The organism is Aquibium microcysteis, from assembly GCF_014495845.1.
In the GTDB taxonomy this organism is placed as follows: domain Bacteria; phylum Pseudomonadota; class Alphaproteobacteria; order Rhizobiales; family Rhizobiaceae; genus Aquibium; species Aquibium microcysteis.
This window is the reverse complement of the sequence record NZ_CP061080.1, coordinates 5,468,033-5,487,533: the sequence shown is the minus strand read 5'-3', so window position 1 is coordinate 5,487,533 and position 19,501 is coordinate 5,468,033. Positions and strand designations below refer to the sequence as shown.

Below are 19,501 nucleotides of genomic sequence, written 5' to 3'. Positions count from 1 at the left end.
CAAAGCCGAGGCGGGCGCAAGGGCGTCCGCCGTCACCATTTTCGTCGCGCCGCCGCCGCAACGGCGGCGCCGTGATGGTTTGCTGCGACATGGCGGCGCCCGCAAGCGCGCCGCTGCCATCCCCGTCGCCGCGGAGGCCGCGGCCACGAGGCCGACCGGCCCCGGGAGCCCGCGTCAGGAACGGGGCATCGTCCGGACCGGGAAGATCGTGACCGAGCCGCGCTGCTTCTTCTCGGCCCGGCTCGACGAGGGCTTGGCCGCCCGCGTCATCGCCGCCGCTCCCATCGCATCGAACAGATCGGCGACGCTCTGTGGAGCAGCCCCCCGGGTGGTGGCGCGCAGGCCGGGCTGTTCCAGGTAGGAAAGGTCGAGCGTGGCCTTGAGCGGCACGACCTCGGAGGCGACGGCCACCATCAGTTCCTTGCCGTAGACGCCTTCGGTGAACTCGATGAACTCGTCATCCAGGGTCGCGGAAGGCTGCAGACGCTCCTGCCCCATGAAGGTGATGGAGTAGTCGCTGCCGATGTAGAGCACGTTGATGTCGACCGGAGCACCGCTGTTGTTGACGGCCCGGACGTGCACGCGGTCCCCCGGCTGGCCGAACGGGAGACTGGTCGTCTCGATCGGCACTTCCTCGCCCGTGCCCTGGCGGCGCAGCGTGAAGGTGATGTCGACCTCCTGCGGACCGTAGTCCGACCCCTGCCCGATCCGCGCCAGATTGGTGGCGCGATAGATGCGAAGCAGATACTGGCCGATCGCCTCGCCGATGGCCTTCCGGTCGTCGCTCTCCATCGTGATCGACGGCGGCCGGCGCCCCTCCTCCAGCGACAATTCGCCCGATTCGGGCAGGAACCAGAGCGTCGGGAGCGTGCCGGCGCCGAGACCGGCGTCGGGAAGTTCCGCTTCGGCCATGACGGCAAGGCGCAGATCCGCTGCCGCGCCGGGCTCGACGAGGGCGATGCGCATCGGCTGCGTGTCGTCGGCCGCCAGCGTATCGAGCATGGCGTTGACCATCGCGACGCGCTCCGGATGGGTGTCGGACGGGGCCGGCCGGGCGACGGTGAGGGTGAAGTCGAAACTCGTCTCGACCAGACGGGCATAGGCGCCGGCGGGGATGTCGGCCAGCGTCTTCACCCTGAGGCTCGTCGCTTCCGGCGCTGCCGGCTCGGCCGGCGCAAGAGCCTCCTCGCCGGCAGGAGCTTCCGGCTCTTCCGGCGGCGGTGCCATCACGAGGCGGCTGGTGAAGTTGTCGGCGCTCCTCACCTCGAGAAAGCCGATCGCCTTGTCCATGGTATCGCCGGCCTTCTCCATGACCGCAAGCCGCGTGCCCGGCACGAGACCGTTGAGCAGGCCGCCGGCGATGGTGACGCCGCTGCCGGCGAGCTTGACCGGCCATTGGGGAACGAACTCCTCCAACTCGAGGCCGAAGACGGGGACGTCGAGATCGCCCTCGAAGAGCGGGGTCGTGGAGGTGCGGTTGATCGAGGCGTAGTGCTGGAGCACGCCCTCGGCGAGCTGGCGGTAGGTGACCGACGGGTTTTCCGAGAGGCGCGAGAAGATGGTGTGCGTGAACAGCCCGTACCTGGTGGCGCCCTCCGCGCCCTTGGGCAGCGGCATCTCGGGCGTGGTCTCGTTCGTCTGCGCGGCGAAGAAGGCGACCATGCCGCCCTTGCGGGTGGAGGCTGCGCTGGTCGCCTCGCTTTCGACCGGTGCCTCGCGGGCGAGCAGGTCGCGCGTGGCGGCGCCCTCGTAGAGGACTTCGGCCGGCATGCCGACCATCTCGGGGTCGATCTTGCGTTCCTGCACGTCGTCGCCCGGAGCGGCGCGGGTGGCGGTGCCGGAGTGACAGGAATCGAAGACGACCCAGACGAAGGCGCCCTTGTCGCGGATGCGCTCGATGGCGGCGCCGACGGTATCGTCGACGAGCACGTTCGGCATGCCCTGCGTGCGGTCGACCCAGCGGCCGGTATCCTTGGGAAGGAAGATCTCGTCCAGCCCGTCGGTCTCGGTGGCGGGATCGGCCGCGGTCTGCTGGAAGCCGTGGCCGGAGAACTGCAGATAGAGGAAGTCGCCGGGTCCGGCCTTCTGCGCCATGGCGTCGAGCGTCTCGACGATCGCGGCGAGAGTCGGCTCGCGGGCGCCCTCGACCGCGTCGGCGAGGACCGCGACGTTGGCGGGTTCGAAGGGAACGCGCGACTGGTTGAGGAGGTAGTCGCGGACCAGCAGCGCGTCGTTGCGCGGCCCGACGAGCCAGGCGCTGCGCGGGAGCTGCGGATACTCCGTCACGCCGACCACGACCGCATAGTTGGTGCGCGCGAGCGCGCTCCCAGCCAGTGGTCCGGCCAGCGACGCAGCGAAAGCCACGCCCGCGAGAAGCGCCTTCGCGCCAGGTCCATATGTCATGCCGTCATTCTCCCAAGCCCATTGCAGTGCCCCAACGTTACCATTGGTGTTTCTGAAATGGGGCTGTTTTTGGGAGTATGATCGAGAGCAGCCGCGGCCGGACGCCAGACGTCCGGCTTCCGAGCCCAGGAACGCGGGCAGGTCGGCTCAGTTCTCGGGCCTGTAACCCATCCGCAAGCCGCCCCAATGTCTGCCGCGCACGAAGATCGGGGCGGAAATGTCCTTCATCAGGACGAAGTTGCCGCCGCCCATGTCGCGCCGGTAGGTCTGCAGCAGGAAGGGCCGCGTGTTGCGTCCCGCGCCGAGGCCGGTACGGTCGGCGAAGATGCGATGATTGCGGCAGTTGGCGGCGTTCCAGACCGGATCGTCGCCCTGCGGCTGCGAGTAGACGAGGTTGTGGGTGGGCAGGTAGCCGTTGCGATCGATCGCCGCGCAGAAGACGATGCGGTCGTCGAGCTTCAGCACCGGCTCCTGCAGCGAGGGCAGCACCCGGTCGGTGAAAGCGGTGAAGCGTGTCAGGACCTGCTCGGGGTTGGTGCCCGGCACCGGCCGATAGTCCTCGTCAAACAGGTCGCCGAGACCGATCTGGCCCGTTTCGACGGCTTTCTCGAACAGCGCGGAGACCTGAGACGCCTTCTCGCGGACGAGGTGGATGAAGAAGCTGTCGGGCGTCTCGATCCCCGATTCCGCGATGAAGAGGATGAGGTTCTCGGAGATGTCGAGGATCGCGGTCGAGCTCTGGCCGGCATCGTCGAGCTTGGCGTGGCATTCCCGGGCCATGCCGACGAGCTTGCGCAGTTCGTCGCGCACGTTGGAACTGGAGCGGATGTTCGACTGCACCGGATCGGACATGCCGACGATCCGGTCGGTCAGCGTCTCGACGCTGGTGACGAGCGACTGGATGGTGCGCGTGGTGTCCGCCGCGCGGCCCGAGGCCTCCATCGCGGCCTGGGCCGTCACCGCGCTGCGCCTGGACTGGGAGAAGAGTTCATCGAGCGTGCCTTCCAGCGAGCCGAGGCTCACCTCGTTCTGCTTCGCGAACATGCCGATCTGGTCGGCCAGCGTCTTGACCGCGGCGCCGATGACCGCGAAGCCCTTGCCGGCGTCGCCGAGGCGGGCGGCCTCGATCGAGGCGTTCAGGGCGACGAGCTGCGTTTCGCGCGCGATCTCGTTGATCGAGGCGCTGGCGGAGCTCACCTGACGGATGGTCTCGGAGACGCGGGCCAGCGAATCGGTGAAGGTCAGCACGCCCCGGCTCAGCGATTCGAGCTGCTCGACCGAACTGCCGATCGTCCGGGCGACCGTATCGGCGCTTTCGGACAGCACGGCACGGGTGGCCTCGGCGGACGACTTCGCCACGTCCATGCTTTCGGCGAGCCGCTTGTTGGCCTCTCCCGTCTGCCGGGCGGACGCGACGACGGCGCGCAGCGAATCCTCCTGGGCGCGGCCGAGTTTCACCATGTCCTCGACGAGACCGGCGATGCCCGCGATCTCGAGGCCCAGCCGGCTGGCGCGCGGTCCGATGTCGGAAATGTCGGTGGCCATCGGCGATGCGACGGCCCGCTCCGGCTCAACGGCAAACGTGATCGCGTTCATTGAGAACTCCTCGCCATGACGAGAGGTTGTACAACCATCGGACTTTCGGAAACGTTAACCCTGATTGCAGAGGATGCGATGCATGCGCACCGGACCTGCCGATCCCCGGCGGCCGTGCCCGCGACGCGGGAAGCGCGCCCTTGCGGAGCGTCGGCGGCTGGCGCACAAGGGAGAAGGATGCCGGCCGGGCTTCGCACGCGAAGCGGCACCGGCAAGGAACAGGAAGCGCCGATGGTCGACAGGAGCACGCTGACCCGCAACCAGCAGCTCGTGCTGGAGAAGCTGGAAGCCGCGCGCGGTCCGGTGAGCGCCTACGCGCTGCTCGACGGGCTGCGCGACCAGGGTTTCCGCGCACCGCTGCAGGTCTACCGGGCGCTCGACCGGCTGACCAAGGCGGGGCTGGTGCACCGGCTCGAGAGCCTCAATTCGTTCGTGGCATGCTCGGAGCACCACCACCATGCCGACGCGCTGACGGCCTTCGCGATCTGCGAGACATGCGGCCAGGTGGCGGAACTCGCCGATCCGTCGATCGGCAAGCAGCTCGGCGACTGGGTGTCCGGCACGGGCTTCCGCGCAAGCCGCGCGGTGATCGAGTTCCGCGGGCTGTGCAAGGATTGCGCGGCCGCGGAAGGCTGACGTCCGCGACCGCCCTGAAGCGGACCGCCGCCTTCAGCAGGCGACGGCGAGCCGCTTGTCGTCGTTCGGGATCTGGATGTCGATCTCGAGCGTCGAGGTGGTCTTGCCGCGATCCATGGAGATCTGCACCTGGTCCTGGTCGATCTGGATGTGCCTGCCGATCACGGCCATGATCTCCTCGCGCAGGATGGCGACGAGATCGGGCTTGTTGCGGTTGTTGCGCTCGTAGGCGAGCAGCACCTGCAGACGTTCGCGCGCGACAGGCGCGCTGGCGCGGCGCTTGAAGAGCGATAGCAGTGTCATGCCGCCTTCCTCCTGAACAGCCGGTCGAAGAGTCCCCGCTTGTCGAACGGAAGCACGACGGGAAGGCTCTCGCCCTGGAGCCGTCGTGCCGCGTCCATGTAGGCCCGTGCCGCCGGATTGGCGGGCTCGTTGACCGTCACCGGCGCACCGACGTTGGAGGCGCGCAGAACGCCCTGGCTTTCGGGAATGATGCCCAGCAGCGGCACGGACAGGATCTCCAGCACGTCGTCGATGGCGAGCATCTCGCCACGGGCGGCTCGCTCCGCATCGTAGCGCGTGACCAGCACGTGCTTCTTCAGCTCCTCGCCGCGTTCGGCCTTCATGGTCTTGGAATCGAGCAGGCCGATGATGCGATCGGAATCGCGCACCGAACTGACTTCCGGATTGGTGATGATGACCGCTTCGTCGGCAAACCGCATGGCGAGCTGGGCGCCGCGCTCGATGCCGGCCGGGCTGTCGCACAGCACGTAGTCGAACACCTGGTTGAGACGCGCGATGACGTCGGACACGCCTTCCTCGGTCAGCGCGTCCTTGTCGCGGGTCTGCGAGGCGGCGAGCAGGAACAGCGTGTCGATGCGCTTGTCGCGGATCAGCGCCTGGGACAGCTTGGCGTGGCCCTGGATAACGTTGACGAGGTCGAAGACCACGCGGCGCTCGGCGCCCATGACCAGATCGAGGTTGCGCAGGCCGACGTCGAAATCGACGAGCGCCACGCGCTTGCCGGTCTGTGCGAGCGCGGCACCGAGAGCCGCCGTCGAGGTCGTCTTCCCGACGCCCCCCTTGCCCGACGTGACGACTATTACCTTGCCCATTTCGGAGTTTCTCCAATCCTTGTCATTTGAGAGGTGCGACGACGAGCGCACCGCCGTCGAGGAAGGCCTGGATCGCGGCGCCGCGGTGGGCGGGCTCCATGTCCTCGGCCGTGCGGTACCAGCCGTCCACGGCGACCAGTTCGGCCTCGTTGCGGCGGCAGAAGATGCGCGCCCGGTCGTTGCCGTCGGCCCCTGCGAGCGCCCGCCCGCGCAGCGTGCCGTAGACGTGGATCGAGCCGGAGGCGACGATCTCGGAGCCCCAGGACACGTCGCCGAGGACGATGACGTCGCCCTCCATGTGGACGATGGAACTGCCGGAACGGACCGGCGTGTCGACCGTCAGCGTCCGGCCGGACTTCGGTTCGGCGAGCACCTTCGCGGTCGCAGGCGCAGCCACGGCCGCCGACGCGACCTCCGGGGACACGGGTGCGCTGCGGGCGAGGAGACCGTCGAGCGTGGCCTCGCGGGCGCCCGTCAGGAGCGGCGGCAGATCGCTGCCCGCAGCCTCGGCGGCAATGCCCTCGATGGCATAGACGCGGATGCCGCGCACGGCGAGCGCCGCGACCAGCGCCACCACGTCGTCGGTCGACGGCTGCAGGGCGGCAAGGTCGAGCACGACCGGCCGGCCCGTGAAGAAGCCGGGGGAATTCTCGATCCAGCGGTCGAGACCGTCGATCCATTCGCCAAGCGGCGCTTCGGGCGCCAGCGCGAAGGCCACGAAGGACCGTGCGCGGAAGCGGATGGCTTTCTTATCCATTGGGGCGGCGCTGGTCACCGAGTCGATTCCTTACTGACCGTTAAGGAATGGAGCCGCCGTGGTTAACAAGTGGTTAACGACGGGTGCCGGAACGGGCCGCGCCGGCTTCCGCTGCGGACGGCGATCGCGATGTCCGCGCGGGCCGGCGCCGCTGCGGGCGGCGGCGTCTCCCGGGTCGGCGTGGCCCGGCGCCCACCCGCCGCGGGGGCAGGCTCGTCGGCACGCGAAGGAGACACGCAGGACTCCGCTTGACTACATACCAACTGGTCGGTATTAAACTAGGGAGCGACGCAGGAAGGAGATCGTCATTGGCGCGCCCGGCCAACCCGCACACACGCACCCGCCTGCTCGAGGCCGCGACCAACGTCATTCGCACGCAGGGCTATGCGGCGACGACGGTGGAAGACATCTGCACGGCCGCCGGCCTTTCCAAAGGTTCGTTCTTCCACCACTTCTCCTCGAAGGAGGATCTGGCCGTCGGCGCTGCAGGGCATTGGGCGGAGGTGACGGGCGCGCTCTTCGCCGAGGCGGACTATCATCGGCATGGCGACCCGCTGGACCGGGTGCTCGCCTATGTCGATCTGCGCCGCGACCTGATCCAGGGGACGCTGCCTCAGTACACCTGCCTCGTCGGCACGATGGCGCAGGAGGCCTACGAGACCGCGCCCGACATCCGCGACGCCTGCTGGGCGAGCATCGGCGGCCATGCGCAGACGCTGGTGGCCGACATCCAGGCGGCGATGGATGCCCGGGGCCTCGCGCCCGACTGGACCGCCGAGAGCCTGGCCCTGCACACGCAGGCGGTGATCCAGGGCGGCTTCATCCTCGCCAAGGCGAGCGGCGAGACGCGACATGCGATCGACGCCGTCGACCATCTCCGGCGCTACATCGAATGCCTGTTCGGCATTCGTCCGACGGGCGGAAACGACATCAACGAAAAGACGGAGGAAGGAACGACACCATGACCACCGAACCGAAACACGTGCTCACCCTGACGCGCGTCATCGACGCACCGGTATCCGCCCTGTGGCGCTGCTGGACCGAGCCGGAGCTGCTGAACCAGTGGTTCTGTCCCAAGCCCTGGTACGTGACGGACAGCCGCGTCGACCTCAGGCCCGGCGGCGAGAGCTTCAACGTGATGAACGGGCCGAACGGCGAGCGCTTCGAGAATCTGGGCGTCTATCTCGAAGTGGTTCCGCAGAAGCGGCTGGTGTTCACCGACGCCTTCCTGCCGGGCTGGATCCCGTCCGACCGGCCCTTCATGGTCGGCGAAGTGCTGTTCGAGGACGCCGGAGACGGCCGCACGACCTACACCGCCCGCGCCATGCACTGGTCGGAGGAGACCATGAAGGAGCACGAGGCGATGGGCTTCCACGAGGGCTGGGGCAAGGCCGCCGACCAGCTCGCGGAACTGGCGAAGACACTCTGAACCGGGAGGAACGGATCATGGAACCGACGATCTACCTGAACTTCAAGGGCAACTGCCGGGAGGCGATGACCCTCTATGCCGAGACGCTGGGCGGGACGGTGCTCGGAATCTTCACCAATGCCGACGCACCGGCGCCCGAGGAACGCATGCCGGGCGGCGACCACCTGGTCATGAACATGGCGATCAGGCTCGGCAGCGCCACCGTGATGGCGTCCGACGCGCCGGACGAATGGTACTCGAAACCGCAGGGCTTCTCGGTTTCGATCACGCCCTCCTCCATGGACGAGTTCGACCGCATCTACGGCATCCTGGCGAAGGATGCCGAGCGGATCATGATGGCGCCGGCCGAGACCTTCTGGGCCGACCGCTTCGCCATGTTCGTCGACCGCTTCGGCACGCCGTGGATGCTGATCATCGAAGGCTCCAAGCGCGCTTACTGAGGAGGACGCCTTGGCCGAGATCCCCAAGGTTCGCACCTGCCTGTGGTTCGACGACCAGGCGCTGCGGGCCGCCGAGTTCTACTGTTCGCTGATTCCCGGCAGCCGCATCGACCATGTCGGCCGGCACGCGGAAGGCCAGCCGGTCGCCAGGGCCGGGGACGTGCTCTCGGTCGAGTTCACGCTCGCCGGCACGCCCTACCAGGCGCTGAACGGCGGGCCGCACTTCACCCTGAGCGAGGCCGTGTCGATCTCGGTCTCGACCGCCGACCAGGCCGAAACCGACCGGCTTTGGGCGGCGCTGACCGCCGACGGCGGCGCGGAAAGCCGGTGCGGCTGGCTGAAGGACCGGTTCGGCCTGTCCTGGCAGATCGTGCCGAAGCGGGCGGTGGCGCTGTTCACCGGGCCGCAGGCCGCCAAGGTGTGGCCGGCACTGATGCAGATGCGGAAGATCGACATCGCAGCGCTGGAGGCCGCGGCGGCGGGGTGAGGCGGCGGGGTTCGGTGACCGCTGCCATGCAGGATGCCCCACGTACTGGGAGAGCGCCCGCCGACACGCTGCTCCATCTCTGGCGTCAGCCTATCATCAGATGTGCAAATTTTTGAGTATGCATATCCATTGATTGACATCCATGCATCGGACGCCTATTTTCTGATGGGCATCCGATGGGGTGAAGGGAAGATGAGCGTCAGGACGACCGCTCGGAAACAGTATGCGCAGATCGTCGACAGGGCGGCGCGACAATTCGGAGCGGCGACGGTGCCAGTCGAGGGTTGGCTCGCCATGCTTCGCAAGGCGCTCGCCATGTCCGGCTCGGAGGTCGCCACGCGAGCCGGTGTCAGTCGCAATGCCATCTATCAGGCCGAACGCAACGAACGCGACGGCGCCATCACGATCAATCAGATGCAGAAGCTCGCGCAGGCCATGGGCGGACGTTTCGTGTATGCCATCGTTCCGGACGAGGGGCGTGTCGAAGACGTCATCCGGGCGCAAGCCAGGCGCAAGGCGGAGGCGCGTGTGGAGCGCGCCGGCGCCCACATGGCGCTGGAACAACAGGCGCTGACCCGCGCGCAGACGGCGCAGCGGATCGACGACCTGACCGACGAACTCATCCGGGAGATACCGCCCGACCTTTGGAAGCGCGATGGGTGACGACCCGGACGGCGCCACGCCGCTCGATCCGGACGAAAGGCACGGCCTCAGGTTTGCGCATGTAACAACGCGCGGCGAGCTGGACGAACTCGAACAGGCGAACATCGAGCAGGGCCTCGCCTGGATCGCGCGACGGCGCGGCGGTTCCATTTTCGACGATCGCTTCGTGCGAACGCTGCACAAGCGGCTTTTCGGGGATGTCTGGGCATGGGCGGGCACGTATCGCCGGACCGAGAAGAACATCGGTATCGATCCCGTGCATATTCCCGTGCAGCTTCGCATGCTGCTCGACGACGCGCGCTACTGGGCTGAGAACGATATTTATCGCCCGCTGGAAGCCGCGGCTCGCTTCCATCACAGAATGGTGCAGATCCATCCGTTCCCGAACGGCAATGGCAGACACGCCCGGATCGCTGCCGACATCCTTCTGAAAGAAGCCTATGCCCACCCGCCCGTGGCTTGGGCAGGCGGGCTTGACCTGCAGGTCCACCATGTGCGTCGCGAAGCGTACATCGCCGCGCTTCGCGCGGCCGATCGCGGCGACTACGGCCTGCTGCTGGTGTTCGTCGGCGCAGTGCACTCCTAGCGCAGCGCCACAGGCAGCGCTGGCCGGTGGGCCAGCCTCAATGCGCCTCGTCCCAGTTGCCTGCCGCCCGGGCGTCAACCCGCAGCGGCACGCGCATGGCGACGGCGGGCATGGCGGCGTGTTCCATGACGTGGCGGATCAGCGGGATCGCCTTCTCGACGAGGCTTTCGGGGGCCTCGAAGATCAGTTCGTCGTGGACCTGGAGCAGCATCTCGACATCGGACAGGCCTGCCTCGTCGAGCGCGGCCTCCATGCGCACCATGGCGCGGCGGATGACGTCGGCGGCGGAGCCCTGGATCGGGGCGTTGATGGCGGCGCGTTCGTTGAAGGCGCGAACCTGGGGGTTCGAGGCGCGGATCTCCGGATAATGCGCGCGGCGGCCGAAGATGGTCTCGACGTAGCCCTTGTCGCGCGCGGTAGCCTTGGTCTCCTCCATGTAGTCGCGGATGCCCGGGAAGCGCTCGAAATACTTCCTGATGTAGGCGCCGGCCTCCTCGCGCGGGATCGACAGCTGGTTGGCCAGCCCGAAGGCCGAGATGCCGTAGATGATGCCGAAATTGATCGCCTTGGCGCGGCGGCGCACCTCCGACGGCATGCCCTCGACCGGCACGCCGAACATCTCGGACGCCGTCATGGCGTGGATGTCGATGCCGTCGGCGAAGGCCTGGCGCAGCTGCGGGATGTCGGCGACATGGGCGAGCACGCGCAGCTCGATCTGCGAATAGTCGGCCGAGATCAGCTTGCGGCCCGGCTCGGCGACGAAGGCGGTGCGGATCCTGCGGCCTTCGGCGGTGCGGATCGGGATGTTCTGCAGGTTGGGCTCGGACGAGGAGAGGCGGCCCGTCGAGGTCGAGGCCATCGAATAGCAGGTGTGGACGCGCTTCGTCTCGCGGTTGATGAAGCCCGGCAGCGCGTCGGTGTAGGTGGACTTGAGCTTGGTGAGCTGGCGCCAGTCGACGATCCGGCGCGGCAGATCATGCCCCTCCGCCGCGAGATCCTCCAGGATGCGCGCGGAGGTCGACCACTGGCCGGTCGCCGTCTTGGTGGCGCCGGCGAGCCCCATCCTGCCGAACAGGATGTCGCCGAGCTGCTTGGGGGAGCCGATGTTGAAGCGCTCGCCGGCAAGCTGGTGGATCTCGTCTTCGAGCGCTGCGGCGGCCTGCGCGAAGTCGCCCGACAGGCGCGACAGGATCTGCCGGTCGACCGCGATGCCGCGCCGCTCCATGCGGCCGAGCACGTCGATCAGCGGCCGCTCCAGCCGCTCGTAGACGGCCGTCAGGCCCTCGGCGACGAGCCGCGGCTTGAGCAGGCGCCAGAGCCTGAGTGCCACGTCGGCGTCCTCGGCGGCATAGGTGGTGGCGCGGTCGATGTCGACCATGTCGAAGGTGACGGCCGACTTGCCCGAGCCCGCGACCTCCTTGTAGGCGATGCAGGTGTGGCCGAGCCAGCGCTCGGCCAGCTTGTCCATCCCATGGCCGCCGGTGTTTCCGCTGGAGGAACCGCCGTCGAGCACGTAGGAGATCAGCATGGTGTCGTCGAGCGGCGCCATGGTGAGGCCGAGGCGGTCGAGCAGGACCCAGTCGTACTTGATGTTCTGGCCGATCTTCAGCACCGAGCGGTCGGCGAGCACGGGGCGCAGCGCCGCCAGCGCCTCGTCGAAGGGGATCTGGCCGGGAAGCCTTTCGCCGCCGCCGAGCAGATCGCCGGTGCCGTTGCGGTGGGCGAGCGGCACATAGGCCGCCTTGCCGGGACGGGTGGCGATGGAGAAGCCGACGAGTTCGGCCTCCATCGGATAGAGCGAGGTGGTCTCGGTGTCGATCGACAGCACGCCGGTCCCGACGGCGTCGGCCAGCCATTCGCGCAGCGTGCCGACATCGCGGATGGTGACGTAGGCCGAGCGGTCGATCGGCGCGGCGAGCGCCTCGGCTGCGCGGGCGGCGACGAGATCGGCAGGCGTGGGTGCGCCGGTCATGGTCCCGGACGGAGCGGCCGCGTCCGCTGCCGGTGCCGCGTTCGCGGCCGGACCTTCGGCCGGCGGGACGCCCGCGCCGACGTCGGGACCATGCGCATCCTCGCCGCGCTGCACGTCGACGTCGGCCGCATCGACGGCCGCCGCGTCGGCGCCGGTCGCCTCGGCCACGCGGCGGGTCAGCGAGGTGAATTCCATCGCCTTGAGGAAGGCGATCAGCTTCGGGCCGTTCGGCGGCTGCAGGACCAGATCGTCGAGGCCCTCGGCCAGCGGCACGTCGTTCTTCAGCCGCACGAGCTCGCGCGAGATGCGGGCCTTGTCGGCGTTCTCGATGATGCTTTCGCGGCGCTTGTTCTGCTTGATCTCGGCGGCACGCGACAGCAGGGTGTCGAGATCGCCGAACTGTTCGAGGAGCTGCGCCGCTGTCTTGGGGCCGATGCCGGGCACGCCCGGCACGTTGTCGACGGAATCGCCCGTCAGCGCCTGCAGGTCGATCATCTTCTGCGGCGGCACGCCCCATTTCTCGATGACCTCGGGGACCTTGATCTCGCGGTCCTTCATCGGGTCGTACATCGACACGGTCTCGCCGACAAGCTGCATCAGGTCCTTGTCGGAGGAGACGATGGTGGTGTCGGCGCCGGCCTCGCAGGCGAGCCGGGCATAGGTGGCGATGATGTCGTCCGCCTCGAAGCCTTCCATCTCGATGCAGGGCAGGTCGAAGGCGCGGGTGGCCTGGCGGATCAGCCCGAACTGCGGCACGAGATCCTCCGGCGGCGCGGAGCGATTGGCCTTGTATTCGGGGTAGAGCGCGTTGCGGAAGGTCTTGGAGGAATAGTCGAAAATGACCGCGAAATGCGTCGGCACCACGCCGACGTCGGTGTCGCGCGCGCTGACCATCAGCTTCCACAGCATGTTGCAGAAGCCGGAGACGGCGCCGACGGGCAGCCCGTCCGACTTGCGGGTCAGCGGCGGCAGCGCGTGATAGGCACGGAAGATGTAGCCCGAGCCGTCGACGAGGAAGAGATGATCGCCCTTTTTCATGCGCGAAGGCTTAGCGCGGCAGACGGACGAAATCCACGCGAAACGGAACCCGGCACCCACGCCTCCCGCCATGCCGTGACGCACCAACGTGTGCCGGGCGGTTGAATCGGCGGCCCGCCCGTGCCATACGACGCGTCACCGGCCGATCGTCCGCCGGCCGGGCCGAGGCTCCGGCGCGTTGCCGACGGCGTCCTGTCGCCTCCCTCACGGCGTTCACGGATTGGTTACGAAGATGTAATCTTCGTGCCCTTGAATCGCCACTATCGAAATCCAATTTTCATGTCATCGGAAGTTGCTTCCGAGTTCGGTCAAAGGCCCGTCCCCCGCCTCGCCGAACACAGCGGCGGCCTCATCCCCCCCTCTCCGGGCCGCCGCATCCAAAGTCCGGCCACCGTGGTAGTCCCCCTCCACCACGGTGGCCGGTGTTCGTTCAGGGAAGCCACTCCCGCCCCGACACGACGGAAACCGGATGCAAGACCGAACCGACGCTCCCAAGCGACGCGCACTGCTGCTGTTCAACCCCGGCGCCCGACGCGCGGGAGAAGGATTCGGCGCGGTGATGCCACGGCTGGTGCAGGGCGGGCTCGCGGTGACCGTGGAGCCGTTCGCGGCGCTGCCGGAGATCGCGCGCGACATCGTGCGGCTGCGCGAGACCGCCGACCTGATCGTCCTGTGCGGCGGCGACGGGACGATCGCGTCCGGCGCCATGGCCGTGATGGAAAGCGGCCTGCCGCTCGGCATCATTCCCATGGGCACCGCCAACGACCTCGCCCGCACACTCGACATCCCCCTGGACCTGGAGCAGGCGGCGGAGGTGATCGTGGCTGGCGCGACGCGGCGCATCGACGTCGGCTCGGTCAACGGCCACGCCTTCTTCAACGTCGCGAGCATCGGTCTCTCCGCGGACCTGGCGCGCAAGCTCGACGCCGGGCTGAAGAAGCGCTGGGGCCGGCTCGGCTATGCGGTCGCGGCGCTGAAGGTGCTGTCGCGGGCGCGGCGGTTCGAGGCGACCATCACCGAGAAGGAGGACGAGACGCAGGTCTCCACCTACCAGATCGCTGTCGGCAACGGCCGCCATTACGGCGGCGGCAACGTGGTGGAGGAGAAGGCGTCGATCGACGACGGCCATCTCGACCTCTACAGCCTGGAGGTCTCGAACGTCTGGAAGCTGGCGGCGATGATGCGCTCCTTCCGGGCCGGACGGCAGGGCCTCTGGAGCGAGGTGCGGACGGCCAAGTGCGTGCGCTTCGATGTCGTGACGAAGCGGCCGATGCCGGTGAACACCGACGGCGAGATCGTCACCGCGACGCCGGCGCGCTTCATGGTGCATCCGGGCGCGGTGGAGGTGTTCGTTCCGAAAGCCTGACGATTCGGCGCGCCGGCCGCAGGTCCAAACACCCCCTCCCCTTTCGGTCGTCCATGCAGTAGGGTCGCGCCACATTTCCCGAGTGCATTCGCGAGACTTCCGCCATGGCCATCCCGTCTTCCGTCCTCTCCACCCTCGACGACGGGCTGCCCGGCAGTCTCGAGCGCCTGTTCGAACTCCTGCGCATCCCGTCGATCTCGACGGACCCGGCCTATGCCGGCGACTGCCGCCGCGCGGCCGAATGGCTGGTCCAGGATCTCGCCTCGATCGGCTTCACCTCAGGCGTCCGCGAGACCGCCGGCCATCCGATGGTGGTGGCGCATCACGCGGGTGCCTCGGCCGGCGCGCCGCACGTGCTCTTCTACGGGCATTACGACGTGCAGCCGGTCGACCCGCTGGCCCTGTGGGAGGACGATCCCTTCGCGCCCGCGGTGAAGACGGGCGCGTCCGGCCGCAGGATCATCACCGGCCGCGGCGCGGCGGACGACAAGGGCCAGCTCATGACCTTCGTCGAGGCCTGCCGCGCCTGGAAGGCGGCGACGGGCTCGCTGCCCTGCGCCGTGACCATCCTGTTCGAAGGCGAGGAGGAATCGGGCTCGCCCTCGCTGAAGCCGTTCCTGGACGCCAATGCCGAGGAGCTGAAGGCTGATTTCGCACTGGTCTGCGACACCGGCATGTGGGACCACGATACGCCCGCGATCTCGACCGGCCTGCGCGGCCTCGTGGGCGAGGAGATCGTGGTGAAGGCGGCGAGCCGCGACCTGCATTCGGGCCTCTATGGCGGCGCTGCGGCCAATCCGATCCACATCCTGTCGAAGATCCTGGCCGACCTGCACGACGCGGACGGCCGCGTGACGCTGCCCGGCTTCTATGACGGGGTGGACGAGACGCCCGCCGAGATCCTTGCGGTGTGGGAGACGCTCGGGCGCGGCGCCGACACGTTCCTGGCCGACATCGGCCTGTCGATTCCCTCCGGCGAGAAGGGCCGCTCGGTGCTCGAACTGACCTGGGCGCGGCCGACGGCCGAAGTCAACGGCATCACCGGCGGCTACACGGGCAAGGGCTTCAAGACGGTGATCGCCGCGGAGGCCTCGGCGAAGGTCTCGTTCCGGCTGGTGCACCGGCAGGAGCCGGAGGCGATCCGCGCGGCGTTCCGCGCCTTCGTGCAGGAGCGCATCCCGGCCGACTGCTCGGTCGAGTTCCACAAGCATGGCGGCTCGCCGGCGATCCAGCTGCCCTATGATTCGCCGCTCCTGGCCAAGGCCAGGCAGGCGCTGTCCGACGAGTGGCCGAACGAGACGGTGATGATCGCCATGGGCGGCTCGATCCCGATCGTCGGCGACTTCCAGTCGATGCTGGGCATGGACTCGCTGCTGGTCGGCTTCGGCCTGCCCGACGACCGCGTCCATTCGCCGAACGAGAAATACGAACTGTCGTCCTTCCAGAAGGGCCAGCGGTCGTGGGCGCGCATCCTCGGCGCGCTGGCGGCCTGAGGAGAGCATCATGACCATCCGCTTCCACAAGCAAGACCTGCCGGATCTCTCCAACTACGCGGTCGACGCGATCGCCATCGACACCGAGACCCTCGGACTGAAGCCGCACCGAGACCGGTTGTGCGTGGTGCAGATCTCACCGGGCGACGGCTCTGCCGACGTCATCCAGATCGAGCGCGGCCAGACCGGGGCGCCGAACCTCGAAAGGCTGCTGCGCGATCCCGGGATCACCAAGATCTTCCATTTCGGCCGCTTCGACCTCGCCGTGCTGTTCCACAATCTCGGCGTCATGCCGCAGCCGGTGTTCTGCACCAAGATCGCGTCGCGCCTGACGCGCACCTATACCGACCGGCACGGGCTGAAGGACGTCTGCCAGGAGTTCCTCGGCGTGTCGCTGTCGAAGCAGCAGCAGTCGTCCGACTGGGCGGCGGAGATCCTGTCGCCGGAGCAGCTGGAATATGCCGCTTCGGACGTGCTCTACCTGCACCGGCTGCGGGAGGCGCTGACGGCACGGCTCGTGCGCGACGGCCGGGCGGCGGAGGCGGCGGCCTGCTTCGAGTTTCTGCCGACACGGGCCAAGCTCGACCTGATGGGATGGGACGAGGAAGACATCTTCGCGCATTCCTGACCGAGCCGGCCCGACGGGACGGGACGGCAGGCCGCCGGCCCGCCGAAGGCATGTCCTTCTGCGCATCGCCCACGGGTCAGCCCCTCCCGAACGGAGGCGGACGCTGCACGGGCCGGTTGCAGCAAGATCTGCATAGACAGGCCCGCACCTCCTTGCCTTTGCCGCGCAGTCCGGTATGTCGTCCGCGAACAGAGAGCCGCACCCTTCGCGGCACCGGCGACCACACGGGCAATGAAGCGGACATGAAAACGGGAATGCAACCTGAGGGACCCGCGGGACTCCTCGTCCTGGAGCCGCGCCGTTTCGTCGACGAGCGCGGCTACTTCGAGGAGGTCTGGAACCGGGACGGCTTTCGCAGAGCCGGCATCGACGTCGATTTCGTCCAGGACAACTGCTCCATGTCGGCCGCGGCCGGCACGCTGCGCGGCCTTCATTTCCAGACACCGCCGCATGCGCAGGACAAGCTGGTGCGCTGCGTGCTGGGCGCGATCTTCGACGTGGCGGTGGACATCCGCCGCGGTTCGCCGACCTATGGCCGCTGGACGGGCGTCGAGCTGACGCAGGACAACGGACGCCAGATCTTCGTTCCGAAAGGCTTCCTGCACGGCTTCGTCACGCTGGTGCCCAACACCCTCGTGCATTACAAGTGCTCGGATGGCTATGCGCCGGAGTGCGACCGGGGGGTGCGCTGGGACAGCCTCGACATTTCGTGGCCGCTCGAGACCGCTCCCATCCTGTCGGTCAAGGATGCCGGGGCGCCGTCCTTTGCGGATTTCGACAGTCCCTTCGTGTTCGGCGAAAAGGCATGACGGACGCGGTGCGTGGAGGGGGCAACGCCAGATGAAGCTGCTCGTCTTCGGCAGGACGGGACAGGTCGCACGCGAACTGGCGGGGCGCTGTCCGCCCGGCATGAAGGCGACCTTCCTCGGCCGGGAACAGGCCGACCTGTCGGTGCCGGAAGGCTGCGCCGCCGCGGTCCGGGCCGCGAGGCCGGACGCGGTGGTCAACGCCGCCGCCTGGACGGCCGTCGACGCGGCGGAGGCGGACGAAGCGCTGGCGACGCTGGTGAACGGCACGGCGCCGGGCGCGATGGCTCGGGCCTGCGCCGAACTCGGCATCCCGCTGCTTCACCTTTCCACCGACTATGTCTTCGACGGCTCCGGCACCCGTCCGTTCGGGCCGGACGACCAGACCAATCCGCTGAACGCCTACGGCCGCTCGAAGCTTGCCGGCGAGGACGCGATCCGCGCCAGCGGGGCGCGGCACCTCGTCCTGCGCACGAGCTGGGTGGTGTCGGCGCACGGAACCAACTTCGTCCGGACGATGCTGCGGCTGGGGCGGGAGCGCGAGACGGTGAAGGTCGTCGCCGACCAGATCGGCGGACCGACGCCGGCCGCCGCGATCGCGGAGGCGCTGCTGTCGGCGGCGCGCGACATGGCGGCGGGCGCGGAAGGCGGCACGCACCATTTCGCAGGAGCACCCGACACGAGCTGGGCCGGCTTCGCCCGCGCGATCATGGCCGCGGCGGGCCTGTCCTGCCGCGTGGAGGACATCCCGACGAGCGCGTATCCGACCGCGGCGCGGCGGCCGCTGAACTCGCGGCTCGACTGCGCGCGCTTCGAGAAGGACTTCGGCGTGGCGCAACCGGACTGGCGGAAGAGCCTGGCGGAGATCGTCGCGACCATCAGGGACGCAGGATGAGCCGGGCCGGTGCCGGGACGACCGCTGCGGTCGCGTCCGCTTTCCGCGGGAGCGTCGCCGCGGCGTCCGATGCGAGCCGCCGGAGCGCCTTTTCCAGGCCCGTCGACCACGCCATGCCTCCAGCCGTCGGCGCGCCGGGCGGCGCCGCGAACCGCACCGAGGGCTCCCCGACATGATTCCAAGCCGCGGCTATCACGAGCGTATCCTCGTCACGGGGGGCGCCGGCTTCCTCGGGTCGCACCTGTGCGAACGGCTGCTCGACCGCGGCGCGGAGGTCGTCAGCGTCGACAACTACTTCACGGGGTCGCGGACGAACATCGGCCACCTGCTCGCCAATCCGCGCTTCGAGGCGCTGCGGCACGACATCACCTTCCCGATCCATCTGGAGGTCGACCGGATCTACAATCTGGCCTGTCCGGCCTCGCCGGTGCACTACCAGCACGATCCGGTCCAGACGACGAAGACCTCCGTGCACGGGGCCATCAACGTGCTGGGGCTCGCCAAGCGGCTGCAGGCACCGATCCTCCAGGCGTCGACCAGCGAGGTCTATGGCGATCCGACCGTGCATCCCCAGACCGAGGACTATTGGGGCAACGTCAATCCGATCGGCCTCAGGGCCTGCTACGACGAGGGCAAGCGCTGCGCCGAGACGCTGTTCTTCGACTATCACCGCCAGCATGCGGTTCCGATCAAGGTGGTGCGCATCTTCAACACCTACGGGCCGCGGATGCACCCGAATGACGGGCGCGTGGTCTCGAACTTCATCATGCAGGCGCTGAAGGGCGAGCCGCTGACGATCTATGGCGAGGGACAGCAGACGCGGTCGTTCTGCTATGTCGACGACCTGATCGACGGCATGATCCGCTTCATGGAGGCGGGGCCGGAGCATACCGGGCCGATCAACCTCGGCAATCCGGTCGAGATCACGATCCTCGAACTCGCGGAGAAGGTGCTTCAGCTGACCGGCTCCTCGTCGGTCCTCGAACGGCGGCCGCTCCCGTCCGACGACCCGAAGCAACGGCGCCCCGACATCGGCCGCGCCAAGGCGGTGATCGGCTGGGAGCCGAAGGTCTCGTTCGACGACGGGCTGGAGCGGACCATCCACTCCTTCAGGTCGCGGTACTTCTCGTAGGAGGAGCGATGCGCAACGACGCCTCTCCAGCGGAGCTCCCGCGCAGGGCCCCCGGCGGC

The 19,501-nt window shown here is 68.4% G+C and carries 19 protein-coding genes; 13 read left to right on the top strand and 6 right to left on the bottom strand.

Annotated elements, in window-relative coordinates:
* Positions 1–174: 174 nt before the first annotated feature.
* The gene (locus tag IAI54_RS25845; RefSeq protein WP_187969902.1) at positions 175–2,403 is read right to left on the bottom strand and encodes a caspase family protein; all 2,229 of its coding nucleotides are present in this window, start codon (positions 2,401–2,403) and stop codon (positions 175–177) included.
* Positions 2,404–2,550: 147 nt separating this feature from the next.
* Positions 2,551–3,999: a methyl-accepting chemotaxis protein gene (locus IAI54_RS25840; RefSeq protein ID WP_187969901.1), complete on the bottom strand. Its 1,449-nt coding sequence runs from the start codon at positions 3,997–3,999 to the stop codon at positions 2,551–2,553.
* 231 nt (positions 4,000–4,230) lie between these two features.
* On the opposite strand from IAI54_RS25840, the gene IAI54_RS25835 reads away from it, so the two are divergent.
* The gene (locus tag IAI54_RS25835; RefSeq protein ID WP_187969900.1) at positions 4,231–4,635 is read left to right on the top strand and encodes a Fur family transcriptional regulator; all 405 of its coding nucleotides are present in this window, start codon (positions 4,231–4,233) and stop codon (positions 4,633–4,635) included.
* A gap of 33 nt (positions 4,636–4,668) precedes the next feature.
* Here IAI54_RS25835 and minE read toward each other — a convergent pair whose 3' ends face one another.
* Genes minE through minC form a run of 3 tightly spaced genes read right to left on the bottom strand, consistent with a single transcriptional unit; the run spans position 4,669 to position 6,507 of the window.
* A complete protein-coding gene (gene minE, locus IAI54_RS25830; RefSeq protein WP_187969899.1) occupies positions 4,669–4,938 on the bottom strand; it encodes a cell division topological specificity factor MinE in 270 nt (89 codons plus the stop codon).
* A complete protein-coding gene (gene minD / locus IAI54_RS25825; RefSeq protein ID WP_187969898.1) occupies positions 4,935–5,750 on the bottom strand; it encodes a septum site-determining protein MinD in 816 nt (271 codons plus the stop codon). Before minD ends, minE begins: the two co-directional genes overlap by 4 nt.
* 22 nt (positions 5,751–5,772) lie before the next feature.
* Positions 5,773–6,507, bottom strand: coding sequence for a septum site-determining protein MinC (gene minC / locus IAI54_RS25820; protein ID WP_187969897.1), 735 nt, complete (start codon positions 6,505–6,507; stop codon positions 5,773–5,775).
* Positions 6,508–6,815: 308 nt separating this feature from the next.
* On the opposite strand from minC, the gene IAI54_RS25815 reads away from it, so the two are divergent.
* Genes IAI54_RS25815 through IAI54_RS25790 form a run of 6 tightly spaced genes read left to right on the top strand, consistent with a single transcriptional unit; the run spans position 6,816 to position 10,112 of the window.
* Positions 6,816–7,472 carry a TetR/AcrR family transcriptional regulator gene (locus tag IAI54_RS25815; protein WP_187969896.1) on the top strand — a complete coding sequence of 219 codons (657 nt, stop codon included), beginning with the start codon at positions 6,816–6,818 and terminating at the stop codon, positions 7,470–7,472.
* A complete protein-coding gene (locus IAI54_RS25810) occupies positions 7,469–7,936 on the top strand; it encodes an SRPBCC family protein (RefSeq protein WP_187969895.1) in 468 nt (155 codons plus the stop codon). The genes IAI54_RS25815 and IAI54_RS25810 overlap by 4 nt, the downstream gene beginning before the upstream one ends.
* A 17-nt stretch (positions 7,937–7,953) precedes the next feature.
* On the top strand, positions 7,954–8,376 hold the full coding sequence (locus IAI54_RS25805; RefSeq protein ID WP_187969894.1) for a VOC family protein: 423 nt from the start codon (positions 7,954–7,956) through the stop codon (positions 8,374–8,376).
* A 19-nt stretch (positions 8,377–8,395) separates the two neighbouring features.
* The gene (locus tag IAI54_RS25800; protein ID WP_187973358.1) at positions 8,396–8,863 is read left to right on the top strand and encodes a VOC family protein; all 468 of its coding nucleotides are present in this window, start codon (positions 8,396–8,398) and stop codon (positions 8,861–8,863) included.
* Between the two features lie 33 nt (positions 8,864–8,896).
* Complete coding sequence (locus IAI54_RS25795) at positions 8,897–9,526, top strand: mobile mystery protein A (RefSeq protein WP_210321182.1); 630 nt, start codon at positions 8,897–8,899, stop codon at positions 9,524–9,526.
* Positions 9,519–10,112 carry a mobile mystery protein B gene (locus tag IAI54_RS25790; RefSeq protein WP_187969893.1) on the top strand — a complete coding sequence of 198 codons (594 nt, stop codon included), beginning with the start codon at positions 9,519–9,521 and terminating at the stop codon, positions 10,110–10,112. The genes IAI54_RS25795 and IAI54_RS25790 overlap by 8 nt, the downstream gene beginning before the upstream one ends.
* Before the next feature lie 37 nt (positions 10,113–10,149).
* Here the strand turns inward: IAI54_RS25790 and polA are convergent, their stop codons facing one another.
* Positions 10,150–13,122 (bottom strand): DNA polymerase I, encoded by a 2,973-nt coding sequence (gene polA, locus IAI54_RS25785; RefSeq protein ID WP_187969892.1) that lies wholly within the window; start codon positions 13,120–13,122, stop codon positions 10,150–10,152.
* A gap of 469 nt (positions 13,123–13,591) precedes the next feature.
* On the opposite strand from polA, the gene IAI54_RS25780 reads away from it, so the two are divergent.
* The 6 genes from IAI54_RS25780 (at position 13,592) to IAI54_RS25755 (ending at position 19,442) form a co-directional block, all read left to right on the top strand.
* A complete protein-coding gene (locus IAI54_RS25780; RefSeq protein ID WP_187969891.1) occupies positions 13,592–14,488 on the top strand; it encodes a lipid kinase in 897 nt (298 codons plus the stop codon).
* 104 nt (positions 14,489–14,592) lie between these two features.
* Complete coding sequence (locus IAI54_RS25775) at positions 14,593–15,981, top strand: dipeptidase (protein WP_187969890.1); 1,389 nt, start codon at positions 14,593–14,595, stop codon at positions 15,979–15,981.
* Positions 15,982–15,991: 10 nt separating this feature from the next.
* Positions 15,992–16,609 carry a ribonuclease D gene (locus IAI54_RS25770; RefSeq protein ID WP_187969889.1) on the top strand — a complete coding sequence of 206 codons (618 nt, stop codon included), beginning with the start codon at positions 15,992–15,994 and terminating at the stop codon, positions 16,607–16,609.
* Between the two features lie 254 nt (positions 16,610–16,863).
* Entirely contained in the window at positions 16,864–17,418 is a 555-nt protein-coding gene (gene rfbC / locus IAI54_RS25765) for a dTDP-4-dehydrorhamnose 3,5-epimerase (RefSeq protein ID WP_187969888.1), read from the top strand.
* Positions 17,419–17,449: 31 nt separating this feature from the next.
* Positions 17,450–18,310, top strand: a complete 861-nt coding sequence (gene rfbD, locus IAI54_RS25760; protein ID WP_187969887.1) for a dTDP-4-dehydrorhamnose reductase — start codon at positions 17,450–17,452, stop codon at positions 18,308–18,310.
* 172 nt (positions 18,311–18,482) lie between these two features.
* A complete protein-coding gene (locus IAI54_RS25755) occupies positions 18,483–19,442 on the top strand; it encodes a UDP-glucuronic acid decarboxylase family protein (RefSeq protein WP_187969886.1) in 960 nt (319 codons plus the stop codon).
* Positions 19,443–19,501 lie beyond the last annotated feature (59 nt).

Coding starts and splice junctions, on each gene's coding strand:
- IAI54_RS25795 (WP_210321182.1), top strand. CDS start 8,897: ATGCCCCACGTACTGGGAGAGCGCCCGCCGACACGCTGCTCCATCTCT.
- IAI54_RS25755 (WP_187969886.1), top strand. CDS start 18,483: ATGATTCCAAGCCGCGGCTATCACGAGCGTATCCTCGTCACGGGGGGC.
- IAI54_RS25775 (WP_187969890.1), top strand. CDS start 14,593: ATGGCCATCCCGTCTTCCGTCCTCTCCACCCTCGACGACGGGCTGCCC.
- minE (WP_187969899.1), bottom strand. CDS start 4,938: ATGACACTGCTATCGCTCTTCAAGCGCCGCGCCAGCGCGCCTGTCGCG.
- IAI54_RS25780 (WP_187969891.1), top strand. CDS start 13,592: ATGCAAGACCGAACCGACGCTCCCAAGCGACGCGCACTGCTGCTGTTC.
- IAI54_RS25845 (WP_187969902.1), bottom strand. CDS start 2,403: ATGACATATGGACCTGGCGCGAAGGCGCTTCTCGCGGGCGTGGCTTTC.
- rfbD (WP_187969887.1), top strand. CDS start 17,450: ATGAAGCTGCTCGTCTTCGGCAGGACGGGACAGGTCGCACGCGAACTG.
- IAI54_RS25810 (WP_187969895.1), top strand. CDS start 7,469: ATGACCACCGAACCGAAACACGTGCTCACCCTGACGCGCGTCATCGAC.
- IAI54_RS25790 (WP_187969893.1), top strand. CDS start 9,519: ATGGGTGACGACCCGGACGGCGCCACGCCGCTCGATCCGGACGAAAGG.
- IAI54_RS25835 (WP_187969900.1), top strand. CDS start 4,231: ATGGTCGACAGGAGCACGCTGACCCGCAACCAGCAGCTCGTGCTGGAG.
- IAI54_RS25770 (WP_187969889.1), top strand. CDS start 15,992: ATGACCATCCGCTTCCACAAGCAAGACCTGCCGGATCTCTCCAACTAC.
- polA (WP_187969892.1), bottom strand. CDS start 13,122: ATGAAAAAGGGCGATCATCTCTTCCTCGTCGACGGCTCGGGCTACATC.
- IAI54_RS25840 (WP_187969901.1), bottom strand. CDS start 3,999: ATGAACGCGATCACGTTTGCCGTTGAGCCGGAGCGGGCCGTCGCATCG.
- rfbC (WP_187969888.1), top strand. CDS start 16,864: ATGCAACCTGAGGGACCCGCGGGACTCCTCGTCCTGGAGCCGCGCCGT.
- minD (WP_187969898.1), bottom strand. CDS start 5,750: ATGGGCAAGGTAATAGTCGTCACGTCGGGCAAGGGGGGCGTCGGGAAG.
- IAI54_RS25805 (WP_187969894.1), top strand. CDS start 7,954: ATGGAACCGACGATCTACCTGAACTTCAAGGGCAACTGCCGGGAGGCG.
- minC (WP_187969897.1), bottom strand. CDS start 6,507: ATGGATAAGAAAGCCATCCGCTTCCGCGCACGGTCCTTCGTGGCCTTC.